Below are 17,974 nucleotides of genomic sequence, written 5' to 3'. Positions count from 1 at the left end.
CGGCCGTTCTTTTTTTATTTCCGTTGAATGGGTATAATGGATGTAACGGAAAATCGAAAAGGGGATGGAATGATGGAAAAATCTGCATTATTGGCCTTACAGAATGGATCGGATGTTCGCGGGATTGCGATAGCGACAGAAAAACATGAAGCGACGCTGACGGCGGACAAAGTGACGCGCATCGGATATGGTTTCGTGGACTGGCTGCAAAAGGGGAAAAACATCAACCTAAACGGCGAAAAGAAAGTCAAAATTGCGATCGGACAGGACAGCCGCTTATCCGGAGGGGACATCAAAGCGGCACTTATGGCAGGCATGGCGCCTTATGCCATCGAGATCATCGATGTCGGCCTCTGCACTACGCCGGCGATGTTCATGTCGACGCAATACGAAGATTACGCGACGGATGCAGCAATCATGATCACGGCCAGCCATCTTCCTTTTGAATACAACGGACTGAAATTCTTCACCAAAACGGGTGGAGCTGAACACGAAGATATCGAAGAAATTCTGGAATATGCCTACGAAATGCCTGAAGCATTCGCGGAGAAAGAACAAGCTGCAGTTGTGACCGAGATGGATCTGCTTTCGACTTATGCAGCCGATCTTCAGGACAAGATCCGCAAAGGCATCGCTTCATCTGAAAACCCTGAGCAGCCTTTGACCGGACGCCACATCATCGTGGATGCAGGCAACGGAGCGGGCGGATTCTTTGTGGAACAGGTGCTGCAGCCATTGGGAGCCACCACTTCCGGCAGCCAATTCTTGGATCCGGACGGTACTTTCCCGAATCACGTCCCGAATCCGGATAACAAAGCCGCCATGAAGAGCATCCAGGATGCGGTCATCGCCAACCAGGCTGATCTTGGGATCATCTTCGACACGGATGTGGACCGTTCCGCAATCGTCGACAGCGACGGAAAAGCGTTCAACCGCAACAATCTGATTGCGTTGATTTCGGCGGTGCTGTTGAATGAAGAGCCAGGCGCGACGATCGTAACAAATTCCGCGACTTCCGCCCACTTGGAGACGTTCATCACGGGCCTTGGCGGGGTCCAAGACCGTTATCTGACCGGATACCGGAATGTCATCAACCGTAGCATCGAATTGAATGAAGCGGGCACCAATGCGGTGTTGGCGATCGAAACGAGCGGACATGCGGCGCTGAAGGAAAACTATTTCCTGGATGATGGCGCCTACCTGATCGCAAAACTGCTGATTGCGGATGCGCAGCTGTCAACGAAGGGGAAGCGTTTGGGGGATATGATCGCGACGCTTGGTCAGCCGGCTGAAACGATGGAGTACCGCTTCACGATCATCGAAGAACCGATTTTTGAAGTGGGCAATGCCATCATCAAGGATTTTGCGGCTTTCATCGCTGCGACCGAGGACATGACATTGATTGCGGATCATCTGGAGGGCGTGCGCGTGAATCTGAGCGGCCAGTACGGGGAAGGCTGGTTCATCTTGCGTTTGAGCCTGCATGAACCGTTGTTGGTATGGACGATCGAAAGCGATGCAGTCGGCAAACTGCCGTTGATCGCGAAGACAGTGCTGCCTTTCTTCAAAGGGCGTCCGGAGTTGGATACAGGGCATCTTCATTAAGAAATTCCATCAAAAAAAGACTTTGCGGCAGGCATTCAAAAGCCTGATCGCAAAGTCTTTTTCGTTTGCTTATTCTGTTGTATCGGGTTCTTCTGTTTCTTCCGAATCTGCAAAGTCGACATGGTTTTTCAGCTTCCTTGTCGTGAAGATATCGATGACGAGGATTGAGTTTTTCTCTTTTTGGATCGCCTTGAAGCGGTAGCCGTGGTATTCGACTTCTTCGCCTTCCTTGACATCATATTTTTGGTCCAGCAGCCAGCCACCCATCGTATCCACGTTTTCGTTGTCGATATCCAAGCCGAACAAGTCGTTGACATCATCGATCAACATGCGGGCACTGATGCGGTAATGGTTCTCGCCAAGCATGATGAATTCGGGCTGATCTTTCGTCTCGAAATCATCGCTGATGTCGCCGACGATTTCCTCCACGATGTCCTCCATTGAAACGAGGCCGCTTGTGCCGCCGTATTCGTCAATCAAAATGGCGACTTGGTTATGTTCCTTCTGCATCTTGACCAAGAGTTCCTTGATCGGAATCGTTTCAATGACCGTGATGACAGGGCGAACGAAGTCGGTGACGGTGAATTTGCTTTCGTCCTTGTTTTGGACAGCTTCGACAAATGCGGCGAAGACTTCTTTGGTGTTGATGACGCCTACGATTGAGTCTTTGTCCTCACGCATGACCGGATAGCGGGTATATTTTTCCTGTTGGACGACCTTCGCGATATCGGTCAGCGACATGTTGAAGTCCACCGCTACGATTTCTGTACGCGGAACCATGATTTCGCGCGCCATCCGCTCATCGAAGTTGAAGACATTTTCCACGAATTGGTATTCCTCGCGGTTGATTTCTCCGCTCTTCAAGCTTTGGCTCATGATCAGGCGGAGTTCTTCTTCGGACACATTGTCATCCGATTCGCCGATCGTTTTCATCCCGATCGCTTTGGAAATGCCGTTGGCGGTTTTGTTCAGCACAAAAATCAGTGGGAACATCACGCGGTACCAAATGTTCAACGGTTTTGCGATGCGCAATCCCATTTTCTCCGTGCGGCTCAAGGCGACGTTTTTGGGAACGAGTTCACCGATGATGACTTGGATGGAAGTCAAGACAGAGAATGAAACAACAAAGGACAGGATGGTTGCTGCCGCATCGGGAATCGGCAGGTTGCCGAAAAGCGTATCGAATAGGCGTTTAAAGGTAGGATCCCCTAACCAACCAAGAGCAAGGGAAGTGATCGTAACCCCCAGTTGCGTCGCTGAAAGATAGCTGTCCAGTTTCACGGTCATATTTTTCAATAATTTTGCTTGCGGATTTCCTTCTTCAACAAGGAAATCCAGCCGGGAAGGACGTATCCTAACGAGCACATATTCGGACATAACGAAAAATGAAGCGATGAAAAGGATGAGGAAAAATAATAGTAAGCCGGTTGTAATTGACATAATTGATTGTCTGCTTCCATTAAGGACAGCAGACTTCACCTCCTGTGAAATAATGATCCTGAATAGGAAATTTCTTCACGAGATCTCTGGTTTCACGCTGAAACAAATGAAAGCGACCAAAAGAATCCCTGAAAATACACGTTTTCGAAAATTCTTTTGGTCTACAGATGATTGTCATCTGATGCGTTCTGTCCCACTGGTGCCACCTACCTTAATAATTATTTAAGTAAAATACGGTTATTTCAAAACGATACTTATGCTAAAATTATAAATCAAAATAGAGAAATTGCAACACGAGCGCACTTCTGCGACTTAAGTCGGGTTTCTTATTTGAGTGATTCCTGTTACTATGATACGGAATCCTGTTATCGCAATGTGCTTTCATGTGAAAAGCTTATGTTGTGTCTCCACTGCCACGCGCACTGCAAAGGCATTCAGCAAGCCGGGGGGATGTAGAAAATGAAGAAGGATGAAAAAATGCAAAATAAACCATTTAAGGAAATGTTAAAAGCCGGTTGGGTCCGTTTCAACGAGAAACGAAAAAATTTCTGGCGGAAATACCGAATCAACAAGTTTATCGCTTTGTTCGCGTTGATCGGTTTATTGATCAGCAGCACCTATCTTGTCTTTTTGGCAAAGACAGCCAATGTCGAAAATCTGAGGGCCGGTCTGGAACAGACAACGGTCATCTACGATCGCTACGGCAATGAAGCCGGAGAACTCTATTCACAGAAAGGGACGTTTGTGACAATCGACCAGATTTCCACGAATATCCAGACTGCCGTCGTTTCGACGGAGGACAAACGTTTCTACACCCATACTGGGGTTGACCCAATCGGAATCGGCCGTGCCGCTGTCGGCTTCGTGGTTAATGGCGGGAATATCGTCGGCGGGGGTTCGACACTTACCCAACAGTTGGCCAAAAATGCCTACCTGACGCTGGATCAGACGCTGATCCGAAAAGCCAAGGAATTGTTTCTGGCATTCGAAATCGAAAGCAAATACACGAAGGACGAAATCCTGGAGATGTACTTGAACAACGCTTACTTCGGTTCCGGGGTGTGGGGCGTTGAGGATGCTTCGCAGAAATACTTCGGAATATCAGCGAGTGAAGTCAGTTTAGCGCAAGCGGCTGTTCTGGCCGGAATCCTGAAGTCGCCTAGCTATTATAATCCAATTGATGATTATGATGCGAGCATTGCTAGAAGGAACACGGTCCTGCAGCTGTTGGCAGATAATGCATTTATCGATCAAGCCACCGCTGATGCGGCAATGGCTGAAGACATCAATGTAGTGGGTACCTATTATGCAAACAGCAGTTACAACTATCCCTACTATTTCGATGCGGTCATTGACGAGGCCGTCAATACCTACGGCCTGGATGAAGAGGACCTGCTGAATCGGGGCTACAAAATCTATACCGGTCTGGATCAGGATTATCAGTCCCAGATGGATATTGCCTATGCGAATGCCTATCTGCCGACTGCGGAAGACGGGACTCTGCTGCAGAGTGCTTCTGTTGCCTTGGAGCCGACCACAGGGGATGTGCTGGCGGTCGTCGGAGCAACGAATTATGAAGGTTTCCGGACCTTTAACCGGGCGACCCAGATGACCATGGCACCTGGTTCGACGATCAAACCATTGTCCGTCTATACGCCGGCTCTTGAGGCTGGATATGAAGTTGATGCGGAAGTGATGGATGATGATTCCTTGACTTACGGCGATGACGATTATTCCGTTTGGAACTATGACCAAAACAGTCTGTATGACACTTTGCCGATGTACCAAGCGCTTGCCGAGAGCAAGAACACGTCCGCAGTGTGGCTGTTGGACAAGCTGGGCATCCAAAAAGGGATCGCCAAGTTGGAGGATTTCGGTATCTCCATCGGCGAAGCGGATGAAAATCTGGGTGCGATTGCGCTCGGAGGGATGAGCACCGGCGTGTCGCCAGTGCAGTTGGCCAGTGCCTATACGACTTTCGTGAATGAAGGGGTGCGCACGGAAGCACGCTTCATCACGAAGATTGTCGATGCGACCGGAGCGGTGATTGTGGACAATACGAATCCGGAAACAAACCGCGTAACGACAGCCGCAGTCGCTGAGGAAATGACGAGCATGCTGATGGGCGTGTATGCAGATGGCGGAACCGGGGCATCGGCGCAACCATCGAACGGCATGGTGATTGCCGGCAAGACCGGAACGACGGAGCTAGATCGGGAAACAGGCTACATCAAGTCGCAATGGATGGTGGGGTATACACCCGATCTTGTCGTCGCCACTTGGTTAGGGTATGACGAAACCAATGAAGCCCACAATCTGAACAACGCCGGAAAGACGATGGCGAATTTGTACAGTGCCGAGATGGGTGCGTTGTTGTCGATCAGCCCGCAGACAGAATTTGCGGTCGCTGCCGCCGAAGAAACCTATGACAGTGGCATCATGAATGGGCTGAAAAATGGATTGGATGAGTTCATGAACGAAATGGGTTCGTTCGGACAGACCATCGGAGAGGGTTCGCAAAAATTGTTTGATTGGGCCAATGACGCTTTCGGACAATAAAAATTGATTTGAGGAAAGACAAGCTGTGATGGCTTGTCTTTTTTTTGACATACTTGTTGAAGGAATGTCCGATAATTGTAGGGAATCGGACAAACGGAGAGCGAATCTTCTGCTGGTTGTCCGATAAGGCGGAAGAATCGGACAAGCGAAGAGCGAATGTCCTGCGGGTTGTCTGATAAGCCGGAAGAATCGGACAAGTGGAGAGCGAATCTTCTGAGGGTTGTCCGATAAGCCGGAAGAATCGGACAAGTGGAGAGCGAATCTTCTGAGGGTTGTCCGATAAGCCGGAAGAATCGGACAACCAGGGCATATTGTTGTAGGGAATCGTTCGGCTTATTAAACAGTTCGCCAAAGACCTCAAACGTCGCACTGTGACGTTTGAGTGCCTAAGCTGATATTACGTCACGGCCAAAGAGCGGCCGTTCTCGTAATATCCTCTTAGTGCTCGTCCCCTAACCGCAAATCATCACGCTCTAATAAGAACATATTTTCGTGTTTTTTGATGGCTTTATTGTTCGGATAATGTTATAGTTTATGTAATATGCGAATGGAAGGAATGGGATAATGAGTAATATTTATGATACGGCTTATGAGTTGGAAAAAAATCTGCGTGAGGCTTCTGTTTTTACTGAGTTGTCTTCAGCTTATGCTGCAATGAGAGAAGATAAAGTGGCTTTTGAGTTGTTTGAGGAGTTCCGTAATGTGCAAATCGGGCTGCAACAAAAACAAATGACAGGCGGAGCGATCACTGATGATGATGTGGCTTCTGCTCAAGCAATCGCTGAGAGAGCATCCAGCAACGAAGTTATCCAATCTTTGATGGCTAAAGAACAACAGTTGAGCCAGTTGATGGAAGAAGTCAACGCCATCATCACAAAACCGTTGCAAGAATTATACGCGCCTGCACAAGATTAAGACTTAATTTTTTACGATAAGCTGTGACCATTTCCGAAAGAATGGCCGGATGATAGCTAAGGACAGGGTTCAACGCATTGCCTATCAATGCCGTCCAATGTTCTTCATCCGATATTTGGCGGAAATGGCGCAGTTTTTTTGATTTTTTATGATCGATTCCAAAGAAATTTGATTTGCTAGATTTAGTATAGAATGCAGAAAGAAGGACAGCTTGTGATTACATTTATCCATACAGCGGATCTCCATCTGGATAGCCCTTTTAAGGGGATAAAACAGCTGGAACCGCAACTTTTTGATGCCATTTACCAGTCCACTTTTGATTCCTTTCGGGAATTGGTGACGCAAGCCATCGCGGCAGAAGTGGATTTTTTTCTGATCAGCGGGGATATCTACGATGAGGAGAATCAGAGCGTAAAGGCGCAAGCTTTTCTGAGGGATGAGCTGGGGCGGCTGGATCGTTCCGGTATCCCGGTTTATTTGTCGCATGGGAACCACGATTTTCTCGGAAGGGAAGCACTCAAACTGCAGCTTCCGGACAATGTCACGGTCTTCGAAAAAGAGGTCACGACCGAAATGCTGACCACTAAAGCAGGGGAGCGGGTGGCCATCACCGGCTTCAGTTACCCTTCCAGATGGGTCGAGGAACGAATGATCGTCGAATACCCGAACCGGAATCACAGCGTGGATTACCACATCGGGATGCTGCATGGCTTTCTGGAAGGTTTGAACTCTTCCGAAGGCGTCTATGCGCCGTTTTCTTTGGGAGAATTGAACGCGAAAAACTATGATTATTGGGCTCTGGGGCATATCCACAAAAGGCAGCAGCTTCAGACGGCTCCGCCTGTCGTCTATTGCGGCAATACGCAAGGGCGCAATCCGAACGAGACTGAAGCGAAAGGTGCTTATTTGGTGACGCTCCAAAAAGGGATGGCGCCGACGCTGTCTTTTCTCCCGACGGCTCCGATCGTTTGGGAAAAAGAGACAATGTCGTTGCTTGGATGCAAAACCCTGAATGATGTATTCGCGCGCATCGAGGAACGAATGGACTCTCATCGCTCCCAGAGTGAATCGAGCGTTTTGTTGTCGCTGCTGTTCACGGACATCCAGGAGCTTCATCCCGATGTCATCAAAAAGATCGAGGACGAAGAGTTACTGGAGGGTGTCAGACAACGCTTGGACCAGCCTTTTATCTATCTGTATCAGTTGAAAATTACGGTGGATACGGAAAAAGAACTGTTTTCTTTTGATCAGGTCATGAAGGAAAGTTTTTCGAAAAGTTGGGCGGAAATCAGTAGCGATGACGTATTCTATCAACAGCTGGATAATTTTTTCCAACATCCGCTCATCCGGACGACATTCCCTGATTTAAAAAAAGACCAAATTTTCAAAGAGGAAGTGCTGGCTGCAGCAAAGACCAGACTGGTGCAGGCGGTCGCGTTTGAGGAGGAAGACAGTGAAGATACGGAAGATTGAAATATACGGTTACGGAAAATGGGTGAACCGGACCTTTGATGATGTGCAGGATCTGCAGGTCTTTCATGGAAAAAATGAAGCCGGCAAAAGTACCTTGTCATCATTCATCAACAGCGTCCTCTTCGGGTTTCCCAGTGCCCGCAAGAAAGATCAGAATCTGTATGTTCCGAAACAAGCTCAGGCATACGGCGGCCGCTTATTTTTGGAGGACACGCGGTTCGGTGATGTCATCGTTGAACGGGTGAAAGACCGCAACAAAGGGCAAGCCCTCGTCACGCTGCCGGATGGTGTCCAGCAGACGACAAAAAATCTCGGGCGTTTCCTGTTGGGGATGGACAGGGAGACTTTCGAGTCGCTATACACATTCAAAATAGACAGCCTGCTTTCTTTGAAAAAAACACAAAAAGAAGAGCTCAATCATTATCTGTTGAGCATCGGCACCAGCGGGAGCGAGCGTTTGCTGCAATTAGCCAAAGAATACCGTGACGAAGCCGCGAAACGCTTCAAACCAACAGGCAGCGTTCCGCCATTGAACAAGAAGATACAGGCTGCTGAAAAACTGCAAAGGAAGCTTCAGCAAGCAAAAGCAAAAAATGCGACTTATGAAACTTCGCTGCTGCAGTTGTCGGACAGCCAAAAACAGCAGGCCGAATTATTATCCCGTCAACAGGAATTGGAGCAGGAACAAAGCGCAATCGCAGAAAGCCTGCGGTTGGCGGACAGCTATCAGGAGTGGAAACGGCTGAACAAGGAAATTACGGCCGTCGACTACAGTGAAGTGCCGGAAGATGCCAGTTATCAGTGGCAGAACCAGCAGGAAAAAATGGTCGGTTTGATCCAGGCGCAAACGCAACTCCAGGAAAGATTAGCGCAGTTGCAGAAACAATTGGGCGAATTTGTCCAGGTGGAATGGTACAAGGCGCATCAATCAGAGTTTGCGGCTTTGCAGCACAGTGCAGCCAAAACGCAAGCGGATCTGAATAAAATCACTTATCTGGAAAATGAGATCAGCAACAACAAAGCTGATTTGGCCAAACAAAAAATGGCCTTGGGGTTGAATCTGGCCCTGCCCGCTCCGGAGCCGCTCAACGAAGAAGAACGCGGGCAGTTGCAGCAGCTTGCGCAGGACATCCGACAGATTGAAGAACAGCTGCTGCGGTTGGACCACAACATCGGCTTCCATGAGGAACAGCTGGAAACCCTCCAGCAAGAAGAGATTCGCCTCCAACACGAGAAGCTCACTGAGGAAGCGTATGCTGCGCTGCAAAGCGATGTGCAACAGCCGAATCAAAGAATTGTTGCACCCGCCCCAACGAAAAGGAATCCGCTCGGCATGATGTTACTGGCGGCTGCAGTTGTGTTTGTGATCCTGTCCTTTGTTCTGGCGGACTTCAGGTTAATTGCTTGGGTGTTGGCCATTTTGCTTGCTGTCGGTGGCGTTTTCCTGATGGGAAGTAAGCCTCAGACGACAATCAAGGATGCTGCCTTCCAAGAAGGCTCCTCCGAAAATGCGATGGAGCAATTTCTGAAGCAGGCCGCTGTCAGGGATAGAATCTCGGCTGTAACAAGAGAGTTCGAAGAGTTGCAGGATAAGTTTTTGGAACTTTTGAACAACCGGGAAGAGCTGGAAGAGCGCGGAAAGACGCTCAAAACCGAATTGGAGACCTTCCTGCAGCAGAAAGGCTATCCGGCCCGCATGACGGCAACGGAACTCCTGCAATTGGATCCCGGTGCTGTGTTAGCAGAGAAGTCCGCCCTGATCATCAAACAGGAAGCCGAAATGGATGATCTGAATCTCGCCGTAAATAAATGGAACGAGCAGACTGCGTTCATCCGCAGCCGTTTCCATTTTGAACATCTGACAGTCACTGAAATGGCCGCACGTTTCTCCGAGATACAGAATGCCGTCGTTTTGGAAGAAAGTATGGCTGCGAATGTTCAGGATAAGATCAATGAATTGCAGCGAGAGTTGGAGCAGATCCAACGCGACCTTGCCGAGTCCCATCAACAGAGGCAGCGGCTATTGGATCAGGCAAACGCAAAGACTGAAGCTGAATTTTACCAGTTGTTGGCTCTGAAGGAGAAGCAGGAGCAGAACCTCAAGCGCAAGGAATTGTTGGATGGCCAAATCAGTGGTCGCGAGCAACTCTTGGATCGTTATGGCGATGCGAAGAAAAGCACATCCCTTTACGAAAAGAATGAACTGGAAATGCAGCGGTTGAAGGCCGAGCTGTCGAAACTGCAACGGACGGAAGTTGAGCTGAAGCATCAGCTGGAACAATTGGAAGAAGGCGGGACGTACAGTGCCTTGCTGCAGGAGTTCGCTTTGGCCGAAACCGAGCTGAGGGATCTTGCCATCGAGTGGGCCGGCTTGGTTACAGCGGGAGAATGGATCGAAGGGGCATTGCGGTACGGGAAAGAGGATCGCCTGCCACTGATGCTCGATGATACGATAACCTTCTTCCGACGGTTGACGGAAGGCGCATATACCGGGATTGCGTTCCAAAAGAACGGCATGAAGGTGCAGCGTAAGGATGGAACAACCTTCTTACCGAATGAATTGTCGCAAGGAACGGTGGAGCAGTTGTATATTGCGCTGCGGCTTGCGTTTGTGAAGAATACTGCCGATATCGTCAGCCTGCCGATCTTGATCGATGATGGTTTTGTGAACTTCGATGAGGACAGGAAAAATATCATGTTTACGTTGCTTGAAGAGCTGAGCGAAGACGTGCAGGTGCTCTTTTTCACGTTCGACGACGCTTGTGTTCAACGATTTTCACAGAAACAAGTATACATGTTAAAATAGGAGTGAAAGGGGCTGGTAAGGGTGGCCAAAAAAATATATGAACACGAAATAGATGATAATTTTGAAATTTATGTGCTGATCAAAAGTGCGGATATCCGTCTGGCAAAAAACGGCAAGAAATTCATCGCCTTTACGTTTCAGGACCGCAGCGGTCAGATCGACGGGAAGTACTGGGACGCAAAAGAGGAGGACATCCAGCAGTTCCTAGCTGGACAAGTCGTTGCCGTAACCGGCAAACGGGAAATGTATCAGAACAATCCCCAACTGCGCATCACAAAACTAAGGCTCGCCCGCGAAGGGGAACCAAGCCGGCCGGAACTCTATATGGAGCGTGCTCCGTTGAAATCGGAGGAAATGGTGGAGGAAGTCAGCCAGATCCTGTTTGAGATCACGAGCGCACCAATCAACCGGATTGTCCGCCATATACTAAAAAAATATCAACGGGAATTTTTCGAGTATCCGGCTGCGAAACGCCACCATCACGCTATCGTAGGCGGATTGGGTTTCCATACGGTATCGATCTTGCGGATGGCAAAAACGGTCATTCAACATTACCCTTCAGTCAACAAGTCTTTGCTGTACGGGGGAGTGATTCTCCACGACATCGGGAAAACGATCGAGTTGAGCGGCAGCATGTCGACCGAGTACACCCTGAAAGGGAATCTGATCGGACACATCGTCCTGATTGATGAAGAAATCACCAAAGCCTGCCTGTCCCTGAACATCGATGAGGACAGCGAAGAAGTCATCCTGTTGAAACACATTGTTCTGGCGCATCACGGCAAGCAAGAATTCGGATCACCGGTAACGCCGCATCTTTTGGAAGCCGAAATCATCCATCACCTTGATAATTTGGATGCTTCCATCAATATGATCGATACGGCTTTGTTGCGCACGACACCGGGAACGTTCAGCGAGCGTATTTTCGGGTTGGAGAACCGCAGCTTCTACAAGCCGCTCTTTACCCAACCTACTGAAGAAGGGCAATAATCAAAAGGACATCAGGCCGCTCGCGGAAACGAGCAGCCTGATGTCCTTTTTACGTAGCTGCGGGCGGGAAGTGAGTTGTCGCCTGAAAGGTGCTTGAGTGGGGTCAAACAGTTGAGATAAGGGTAGGGCGTCGGCTGTTTGGATAGGTGGTTTTGCTGAACAGTCAAGACATAATCTATACGTCGATTATTAAGAGGTAACTGAATTCCGAACAGTCGAGACAAATCCCGGTCGTCGGTCATTCGGAGGTGCCGGAGTGACAAACAACCGACGACATCTCTGTCGCCTTGCCGGGGGAGAACCGGCAAGCAGTAATATATCCGTATATCAGAAACTCGCCAACAAAAAACACGCAAGTTACCAGCATCAAAAAAGGCTGGTAACTTGCGTGTTTTACATTGTAGGTATTAGTTTGCAGATTCAGAAGTTGCAGATTCGGATGTAGCTGATTCCGCTTCTTCAGTTGCAGAAGTTGCTTCTGAACTAGCTTCTTCTGAAGTTGTTGCTTCGGATGTTGCGTCTGATGAGCTTGTTTCTTCAACAGGCAAGAATTGATCAATCGCTGCTGCCAAGTCTTCGTCTTTGATTTCAACATTCGCTGCTTGGACGATTGTGGACATGACGGATGTCAGGTAATCATTGTCGGCAAGTTTTTCGTCCATCATCACTGTTTCGATGTTTTCGCGTTCTTCTTCCAATGTTCCTTTTTCTGTCTTCTCGATCATCTTGATGATGTGGTAGCCGTATTCGGTAGCGACTGGTGTTTGTGTCACTTCACCGACTTCAAGCGCATAAGCGGCTTCTTCGAAGGCTGCGACCATTTCGCCTGCTCCGAACAATCCTGTTTCTCCGCCGTTTTCAGCAGTGGCTGTGTCGGTGGAGTTAGCTTTTGCCAATTCCGCGAAATCTGCACCTGCATTGATTTGGCTGATCAGATCTACAGCAGTTGCCTCATCCGCAACCAAGATATGCTGTACGTTGATTTGTGGTTGGTAAGCTTCGTAATAGGCTTCCACTTCTTCATCCGTGAAAGTCGTTTCAGCCCTTACGGCTGCTTCGATCAGTTTGTTCAGATACAATACATCTTGGTATTCATCTTTATTTGCAAAGCCTGATTGTGACAAGATGTAGTTGAAAGTTTCTTCTCCGCCGTATTGTTCGATGGTAGTCAACAGTTCAGCTTCTGTTTCAGCTTCCAATTCATTTTTGCCGATTGCGTCGTTCAATACGTCGATCAAGATCAGACGTTGCAAGACGGTTTCGCCGATTGAGGCTTTCATTGCGTCGTATAATTCATCTTTTGTGATATCGCCTGCTGGAGTCGTTGCGACAGTTTCGCTAGTCGCGCAGCCTGCTAATGTGATGGCCGTCAAGAAAGCAACGGACGTCAATGCTAATTTCTTTTTCATGAATATGGCACTTCCTATCTATTTCTATTTATCTATCTCATGAATAACCATCTATAAATATATCATAAACGCCGTGATTATGGAAAATATTCCTTAAAAACGCTAGCAAACTTCTTAGAAAATTCATATCTTAAGCCCGATCCGGAAGCAGGCAAAAAACGCAACATACAACAAAAAGAGGGGCCTCTGCCGCTTAAGGTGGCAAAGTGCTCCTCTTTTGGATTATTTTCCTCAATTAGGGCGGATTGAGGTTCTGGTCAGGAATTCCTGGTCGTCGGGATTCCCAGAGTACCTTTCGCCGGTGTTGAGGGTCGCGATCTTGTCCATATCCTCTTTTGATAGGCTGAAATCGAAGATGTCGCGGTTTTCTCGGATGCGGCTCGGTGTGACAGACTTCGGTATGACAACGATGCCGCGTTCGATATGCCAGCGTAAAACGATCTGGGCAGGTGTCTTGCCATACTTCTGCGCAAGCTCAAGGAGCACAGACTGCGTCAATAGGTCATTTTTGCCTTGCCCAAGCGGACCCCAAGCTTCATGGATGATTGCGTGCTGCGCCATGAAAGCCCGCAGTTCATCCTGTGGAAAGGCAGGGTGCGTTTCAATCTGATTGATCATTGGGATGATTTCCGTGTGCGACATCAGATCCTCGAGATGATGAATCTGAAAATTGGAGACACCGATGGCTTTAATTTTGCCTGCGTTGTACAATTCTTCCATCGCTTTCCAAGTCTCAATGTAGTTTGCGGAAGCCCAGTGGATCAGATAAAGATCAAGATAATCCGTGCCCAAACGGTCCAGACTGGCCTGGAAAGCCGCTTTGGTTTCCTCGTAGCCGTGGTCATAATTCCAAACTTTTGAAGTCAAGAAGATTTCTTCCCTTGGGATGCTGCTTTCTTTCAAAGCTTGTCCCACAATAGCTTCGTTCTCGTAAATCATCGCGGTGTCGAAATGGCGGTAGCCCGCCTCCAAAGCAACGCGGATCGCTTCACTCAGTTCCTTTTCGTCTTTCATCTTGAAGACGCCCAAGCCCAGTTGCGGGATGGTTACGCCGTTGCTGAAGGTGATATTCTTGATTTCGTTTTCCAAATCGAACACTCCCATCTGAAATATATATGCGTGTGCATGGTTTCAGGGTAACATAGCCGAATTCAGCAAGCAAATCATCTGGTCCGAGTCGTGGCAGATTGCTCAAAATGCCAATATTTGGTATCATAAGCTGATAAAAAGAAAGGAATGGGGGAAACTTTGTGAAATGTGAAATGAGTTCTGCGTTTTGCCAATGGCTGGAGATCAACAATTTTCATCTGAAAGTCGAGAGCACGTTGGAAAAAAATTTGCAGACGAACCATAACCTTTCTCTGAAAGAGTTCTACGTCCTTTATTTCTTATCACAGGAGCCGGATCAAAAACTGAAGCTCCAGGATCTGGAGGAAAAGGTCGGCTTAAGCCAAAGCGCGGTATCGAGATTGGTCAGCAAGTTCGAGGCGAAGGGCTGCGGAGCACTGGAGCGGAATGTCTGCGAGCAGGATCGGCGGATCATCTATACGTCCTTAACGAAAACCGGTTCAACAAAACTGGCTGCAGCGGCTGCGACAGTGGAAAAGGTGCTCACGGAATCTTTCGCGGCGATGCCGATACAGACGCTTTTCAAACGATCCGATAATCAGAATAAATAGGGGGTTCTTGACTGGACTCCTGATGACAGAAACACAGAAAAATACGACGCGCCAAATGCAAACCGGATAAACGGTCATTTGGCGCGTCGTATTTTTTATTTCAATTATTGATTTGGTGCATCTGTCACTGCAGGCATTTGCGATTCCATGCTCGCAGCGACTTTTTCCATATCTTCAGTCAATACCGCAAGCTTATCGTTGATGCGGTTGATTCTGGGTTGAGCTTGCTGGGTGAATTTCTCAACGGATTTTGCAACATCTTCAGTGACTGTCGTGACGGAAGCCAACCCTTCGTTGGTCAATGAATGGATCGCGTTGCGCAGACCTTGGACGCTGACGTTGAGGTCTTCGACCGCAAGTGTGTTGTCTTCAAGGTAAGCTTTCGCTTTCGCGCGATTTTCTTTTCCACTGCGGGGGGTGTTCAGCAAGCCAAGCAGACCACCGACTACCGTACCGAATAATATTCCTTCCATAAATGAGCGCATATCTATTCCTCCAGACTCTCTTTGATGGATGCAACTACTTTTGCCAATTCTGCCTGCGAATATTTTCCTTCGTGCGTCTTCCATTTCAAACCGAAACCGTCCGAATCCGAATCTTCGTAACGCGGCAAGAAGTGGATATGGGAATGGAAAACAGACTGATAAGCTATCGAACGGTTATTGTTCAGTATGTTCAGTCCCAAAATGTCATCGCTGGAACGTTCGATTGCGCGCGCGATTTTAGGGACGCGCGAAAAGACTTCCTTCGCCAATTCTTCATCATATTCAAAAATATCAGCGACATGCTTCTTGGGTACCAACAGCGTATGACCTTTTGTCACTTGGGATAAATCCAGGAACGCAATGACGACATCATCTTCATAGACAATGCTGCTCGGGATTTCGTGGTTCGCGATTTTGCAAAAAATACAATCTGTCATATGCTTGACCTCTTTCTGTCCATATTCTACTTTATTCTATAGCATAACTTTATCATATTTGCGTTTTATTTGATATCCTGAGGTTAAAGTAGAGCATCGGTCAGCAAGATATTTGGGATGGGGCAAGGCTGTGCTATAATATAAGGCACAAACGCATGCGAAAGGGACGGTTAAATGTCACTATTATTGGAGAATGTCACGGGCGGCTATACGCAATTGCCCGTCATAAAAAATATAAATTTTGAGGTCAAACCCGGTGAGCTGACTGGATTGATCGGATTGAACGGAGCAGGCAAGAGCACGACCATCAAACACATCATCGGTCTGATGATGCCTTTCAGCGGTAAGATCGCGATCGATGGCCGAACGTTGCGCGAAGATACGGAGCGTTATCGCCAGTCCTTCGCTTTTATTCCCGAGACGCCGGTGCTCTATGAAGAACTCACTTTAAGGGAACATCTGGAAATCACGGCGATGGCCTACGGAATCACGGAAGCAGTCGCCATGGAAAAGGCGATGCGCTACATCCGGGATTTCCGTCTGGAGGACAAGCTGGACTGGTTTCCGGCTTATTTTTCAAAAGGCATGAAACAAAAAGTGATGATCGTCTGCGCATTCATGTTGGATGTGCCGGTATATGTCATCGATGAACCATTCCTGGGTCTGGATCCGCTTGGCATCCACTCGTTCCTGGAGATGGTCAGGGAGAAAAAAGCGCAAGGTGCAGCCATTTTGATGTCCACGCATGTGCTGGCTTCTGCCGAAAAAGAATGTGATAATTTCGTCCTGCTTCACCATGGTGAGGTCAAAGTGACAGGCACGATGGCAGACCTGCAGTGGGAAATGGGCATGCCGGGAGCGAGTCTGGATGAGCTTTACATCAGCCTGACGAAAGAAGTGGATCGACCATGAACCTGGACAGTATCTGGAAAAGAAGGCAGCAACTGCACCTGAAAAAATTCAGCCGCTACAGCAAATATATCTTCAATGATCATTTCGTCCTAGTGCTCCTCTTTCTGTTGGGAGCTTTGGCTTACCAATATTCCGAATTCGTTAAAACCGTGACGCCGGATTTCCTATGGGGAAAGCTTCTGATAGTGGCTATTTTTTCAGGCAGCATTTTTATCGGTAAGCTGGCGACCTTTTTGGAGCCGGCCGATCAAGTGTTCCTTTTGGCTAAGGAAAAGGAATGGGGGAGCTATTTCAGCAAAGCGAAAAAATACAGCCTGATCCTTCCGGCGCTTCTGTTGTTCTTTTTGGCAGCCGCGGCGATGCCGATGCTTTTTGCCGGGAGAACGATCGGGGCAAGTGATTTGCTGCCGATTTATGCAACCTTGATTCTGTTGAAAATCATCCATTTGGATCTGCAGGAACTGGGCCTGAAGATAGGCGACAGGAAAGTTCGCCAAAAAAATGATCTCTACTTGGCTTGTGCGGCGATTTTATCTTTCAGCATCGCTATATTTTTTCATCCATGGGTTGCGCCGGTACTTGTAATTCTGTATACTATGTTTCTGCGTAAAAAAGTACAAGTGGCGTATGAGGCGCGCTATCCGCTCTATCAATGGGAGCAGATGATCGCCTCGGAGGAACGAAGAAAGGCTCGCATAAACAGGGTCATCAATCTGTTTACGGATGTTCCGCAAGTGAAGAGCAAAGCGAAAAGAAGAAAATATTTCGACGGCTTGTTGCGCCGCGTTGAAGGCAAAAACAATTCCTATCAGTATTTATACGCCCGAGCCTTTGTGCGCGGGACGGATTACAGCGGCTTGTTTTTCCGCCTGTTGGCCATCGGAATGCTGTTGCTGTTGTTCACGCCATCAGCCGGATTTTCACTAGGCCTCAGTCTGTTGTTCCTTTATTTGACAGGCTTCCAGCTGTTGCCGCTGTATTTCCATTTCAATGAGAACATGCTGTACCGGCTTTATCCGACGCAGCGTGAAGATAAATTTGCTGGCTTCAAGCGTTTGCTCGGCTACCTTTTGGGAGTGGAAGGATTCCTTTTTGCGGGAATCATCTTCATTAACAACAGTTGGCAGACGGGATTGGCTGCAATAGCCTTAAACGCCGGGTTCATCTGGTTGTTCATCCAGTTTTACATGGGCGGCCGCACAGAAAAAAGGGAAGCGGCAAATTACTGATGCACGGGTTAAACGCGTTTCAGTTCCGAAACCCC

The 17,974-nt window shown here is 48.2% G+C and carries 14 protein-coding genes; 9 read left to right on the top strand and 5 right to left on the bottom strand.

What is annotated here, in order from left to right:
• Positions 1-72: 72 nt before the first annotated feature.
• Complete coding sequence (locus PH235_RS03330; protein ID WP_272161012.1) at positions 73-1,605, top strand: phosphomannomutase/phosphoglucomutase; 1,533 nt, start codon at positions 73-75, stop codon at positions 1,603-1,605.
• A 69-nt stretch (positions 1,606-1,674) separates the two neighbouring features.
• On the opposite strand, the gene PH235_RS03325 is transcribed toward PH235_RS03330, so the two are convergent.
• Positions 1,675-3,045 carry a hemolysin family protein gene (locus PH235_RS03325; protein WP_272161011.1) on the bottom strand — a complete coding sequence of 457 codons (1,371 nt, stop codon included), beginning with the start codon at positions 3,043-3,045 and terminating at the stop codon, positions 1,675-1,677.
• 477 nt (positions 3,046-3,522) lie between these two features.
• Between PH235_RS03325 and PH235_RS03320 the strand changes: the two genes are divergently transcribed.
• From PH235_RS03320 to PH235_RS03300, 5 genes are all read left to right on the top strand, one after another.
• Positions 3,523-5,604 (top strand): PBP1A family penicillin-binding protein, encoded by a 2,082-nt coding sequence (locus PH235_RS03320; RefSeq protein WP_272161010.1) that lies wholly within the window; start codon positions 3,523-3,525, stop codon positions 5,602-5,604.
• A gap of 564 nt (positions 5,605-6,168) precedes the next feature.
• Complete coding sequence (locus PH235_RS03315; protein WP_272161009.1) at positions 6,169-6,519, top strand: YlbF family regulator; 351 nt, start codon at positions 6,169-6,171, stop codon at positions 6,517-6,519.
• 213 nt (positions 6,520-6,732) lie between these two features.
• Positions 6,733-7,992, top strand: a complete 1,260-nt coding sequence (locus PH235_RS03310) for a metallophosphoesterase family protein (protein WP_272161008.1) — start codon at positions 6,733-6,735, stop codon at positions 7,990-7,992.
• Positions 7,973-10,798 carry an ATP-binding protein gene (locus PH235_RS03305; protein WP_272161007.1) on the top strand — a complete coding sequence of 942 codons (2,826 nt, stop codon included), beginning with the start codon at positions 7,973-7,975 and terminating at the stop codon, positions 10,796-10,798. The genes PH235_RS03310 and PH235_RS03305 overlap by 20 nt, the downstream gene beginning before the upstream one ends.
• A 21-nt stretch (positions 10,799-10,819) precedes the next feature.
• Positions 10,820-11,788, top strand: a complete 969-nt coding sequence (locus PH235_RS03300) for a 3'-5' exoribonuclease YhaM family protein (protein ID WP_272161006.1) — start codon at positions 10,820-10,822, stop codon at positions 11,786-11,788.
• A 407-nt stretch (positions 11,789-12,195) separates the two neighbouring features.
• On the opposite strand, the gene PH235_RS03295 is transcribed toward PH235_RS03300, so the two are convergent.
• The gene (locus PH235_RS03295) at positions 12,196-13,197 is read right to left on the bottom strand and encodes a peptidylprolyl isomerase (protein ID WP_272161005.1); all 1,002 of its coding nucleotides are present in this window, start codon (positions 13,195-13,197) and stop codon (positions 12,196-12,198) included.
• Between the two features lie 231 nt (positions 13,198-13,428).
• The gene (locus tag PH235_RS03290) at positions 13,429-14,301 is read right to left on the bottom strand and encodes an aldo/keto reductase (protein WP_272161004.1); all 873 of its coding nucleotides are present in this window, start codon (positions 14,299-14,301) and stop codon (positions 13,429-13,431) included.
• A 146-nt stretch (positions 14,302-14,447) separates the two neighbouring features.
• On the opposite strand from PH235_RS03290, the gene PH235_RS03285 reads away from it, so the two are divergent.
• Positions 14,448-14,876 (top strand): MarR family winged helix-turn-helix transcriptional regulator, encoded by a 429-nt coding sequence (locus tag PH235_RS03285; protein WP_272161003.1) that lies wholly within the window; start codon positions 14,448-14,450, stop codon positions 14,874-14,876.
• A 104-nt stretch (positions 14,877-14,980) separates the two neighbouring features.
• Here PH235_RS03285 and PH235_RS03280 read toward each other — a convergent pair whose 3' ends face one another.
• Both PH235_RS03280 and PH235_RS03275 read right to left on the bottom strand, forming a co-directional pair.
• Positions 14,981-15,361, bottom strand: coding sequence for a YtxH domain-containing protein (locus PH235_RS03280; RefSeq protein WP_272161002.1), 381 nt, complete (start codon positions 15,359-15,361; stop codon positions 14,981-14,983).
• Positions 15,362-15,363: 2 nt separating this feature from the next.
• Positions 15,364-15,798, bottom strand: coding sequence for an HIT family protein (locus tag PH235_RS03275; RefSeq protein WP_086628403.1), 435 nt, complete (start codon positions 15,796-15,798; stop codon positions 15,364-15,366).
• 174 nt (positions 15,799-15,972) lie between these two features.
• Between PH235_RS03275 and PH235_RS03270 the strand changes: the two genes are divergently transcribed.
• Entirely contained in the window at positions 15,973-16,710 is a 738-nt protein-coding gene (locus PH235_RS03270; RefSeq protein ID WP_272161001.1) for an ABC transporter ATP-binding protein, read from the top strand.
• Positions 16,707-17,939: an ABC transporter permease gene (locus tag PH235_RS03265; protein WP_272161000.1), complete on the top strand. Its 1,233-nt coding sequence runs from the start codon at positions 16,707-16,709 to the stop codon at positions 17,937-17,939. The genes PH235_RS03270 and PH235_RS03265 overlap by 4 nt, the downstream gene beginning before the upstream one ends.
• Positions 17,940-17,974 lie beyond the last annotated feature (35 nt).

Source organism: Trichococcus sp. K1Tr (assembly GCF_028309625.1).
Taxonomy (GTDB): domain Bacteria; phylum Bacillota; class Bacilli; order Lactobacillales; family Aerococcaceae; genus Trichococcus.
Note: the sequence above shows the minus strand (reverse complement) of the source record. Positions and strands in the feature narration are given on the sequence as shown.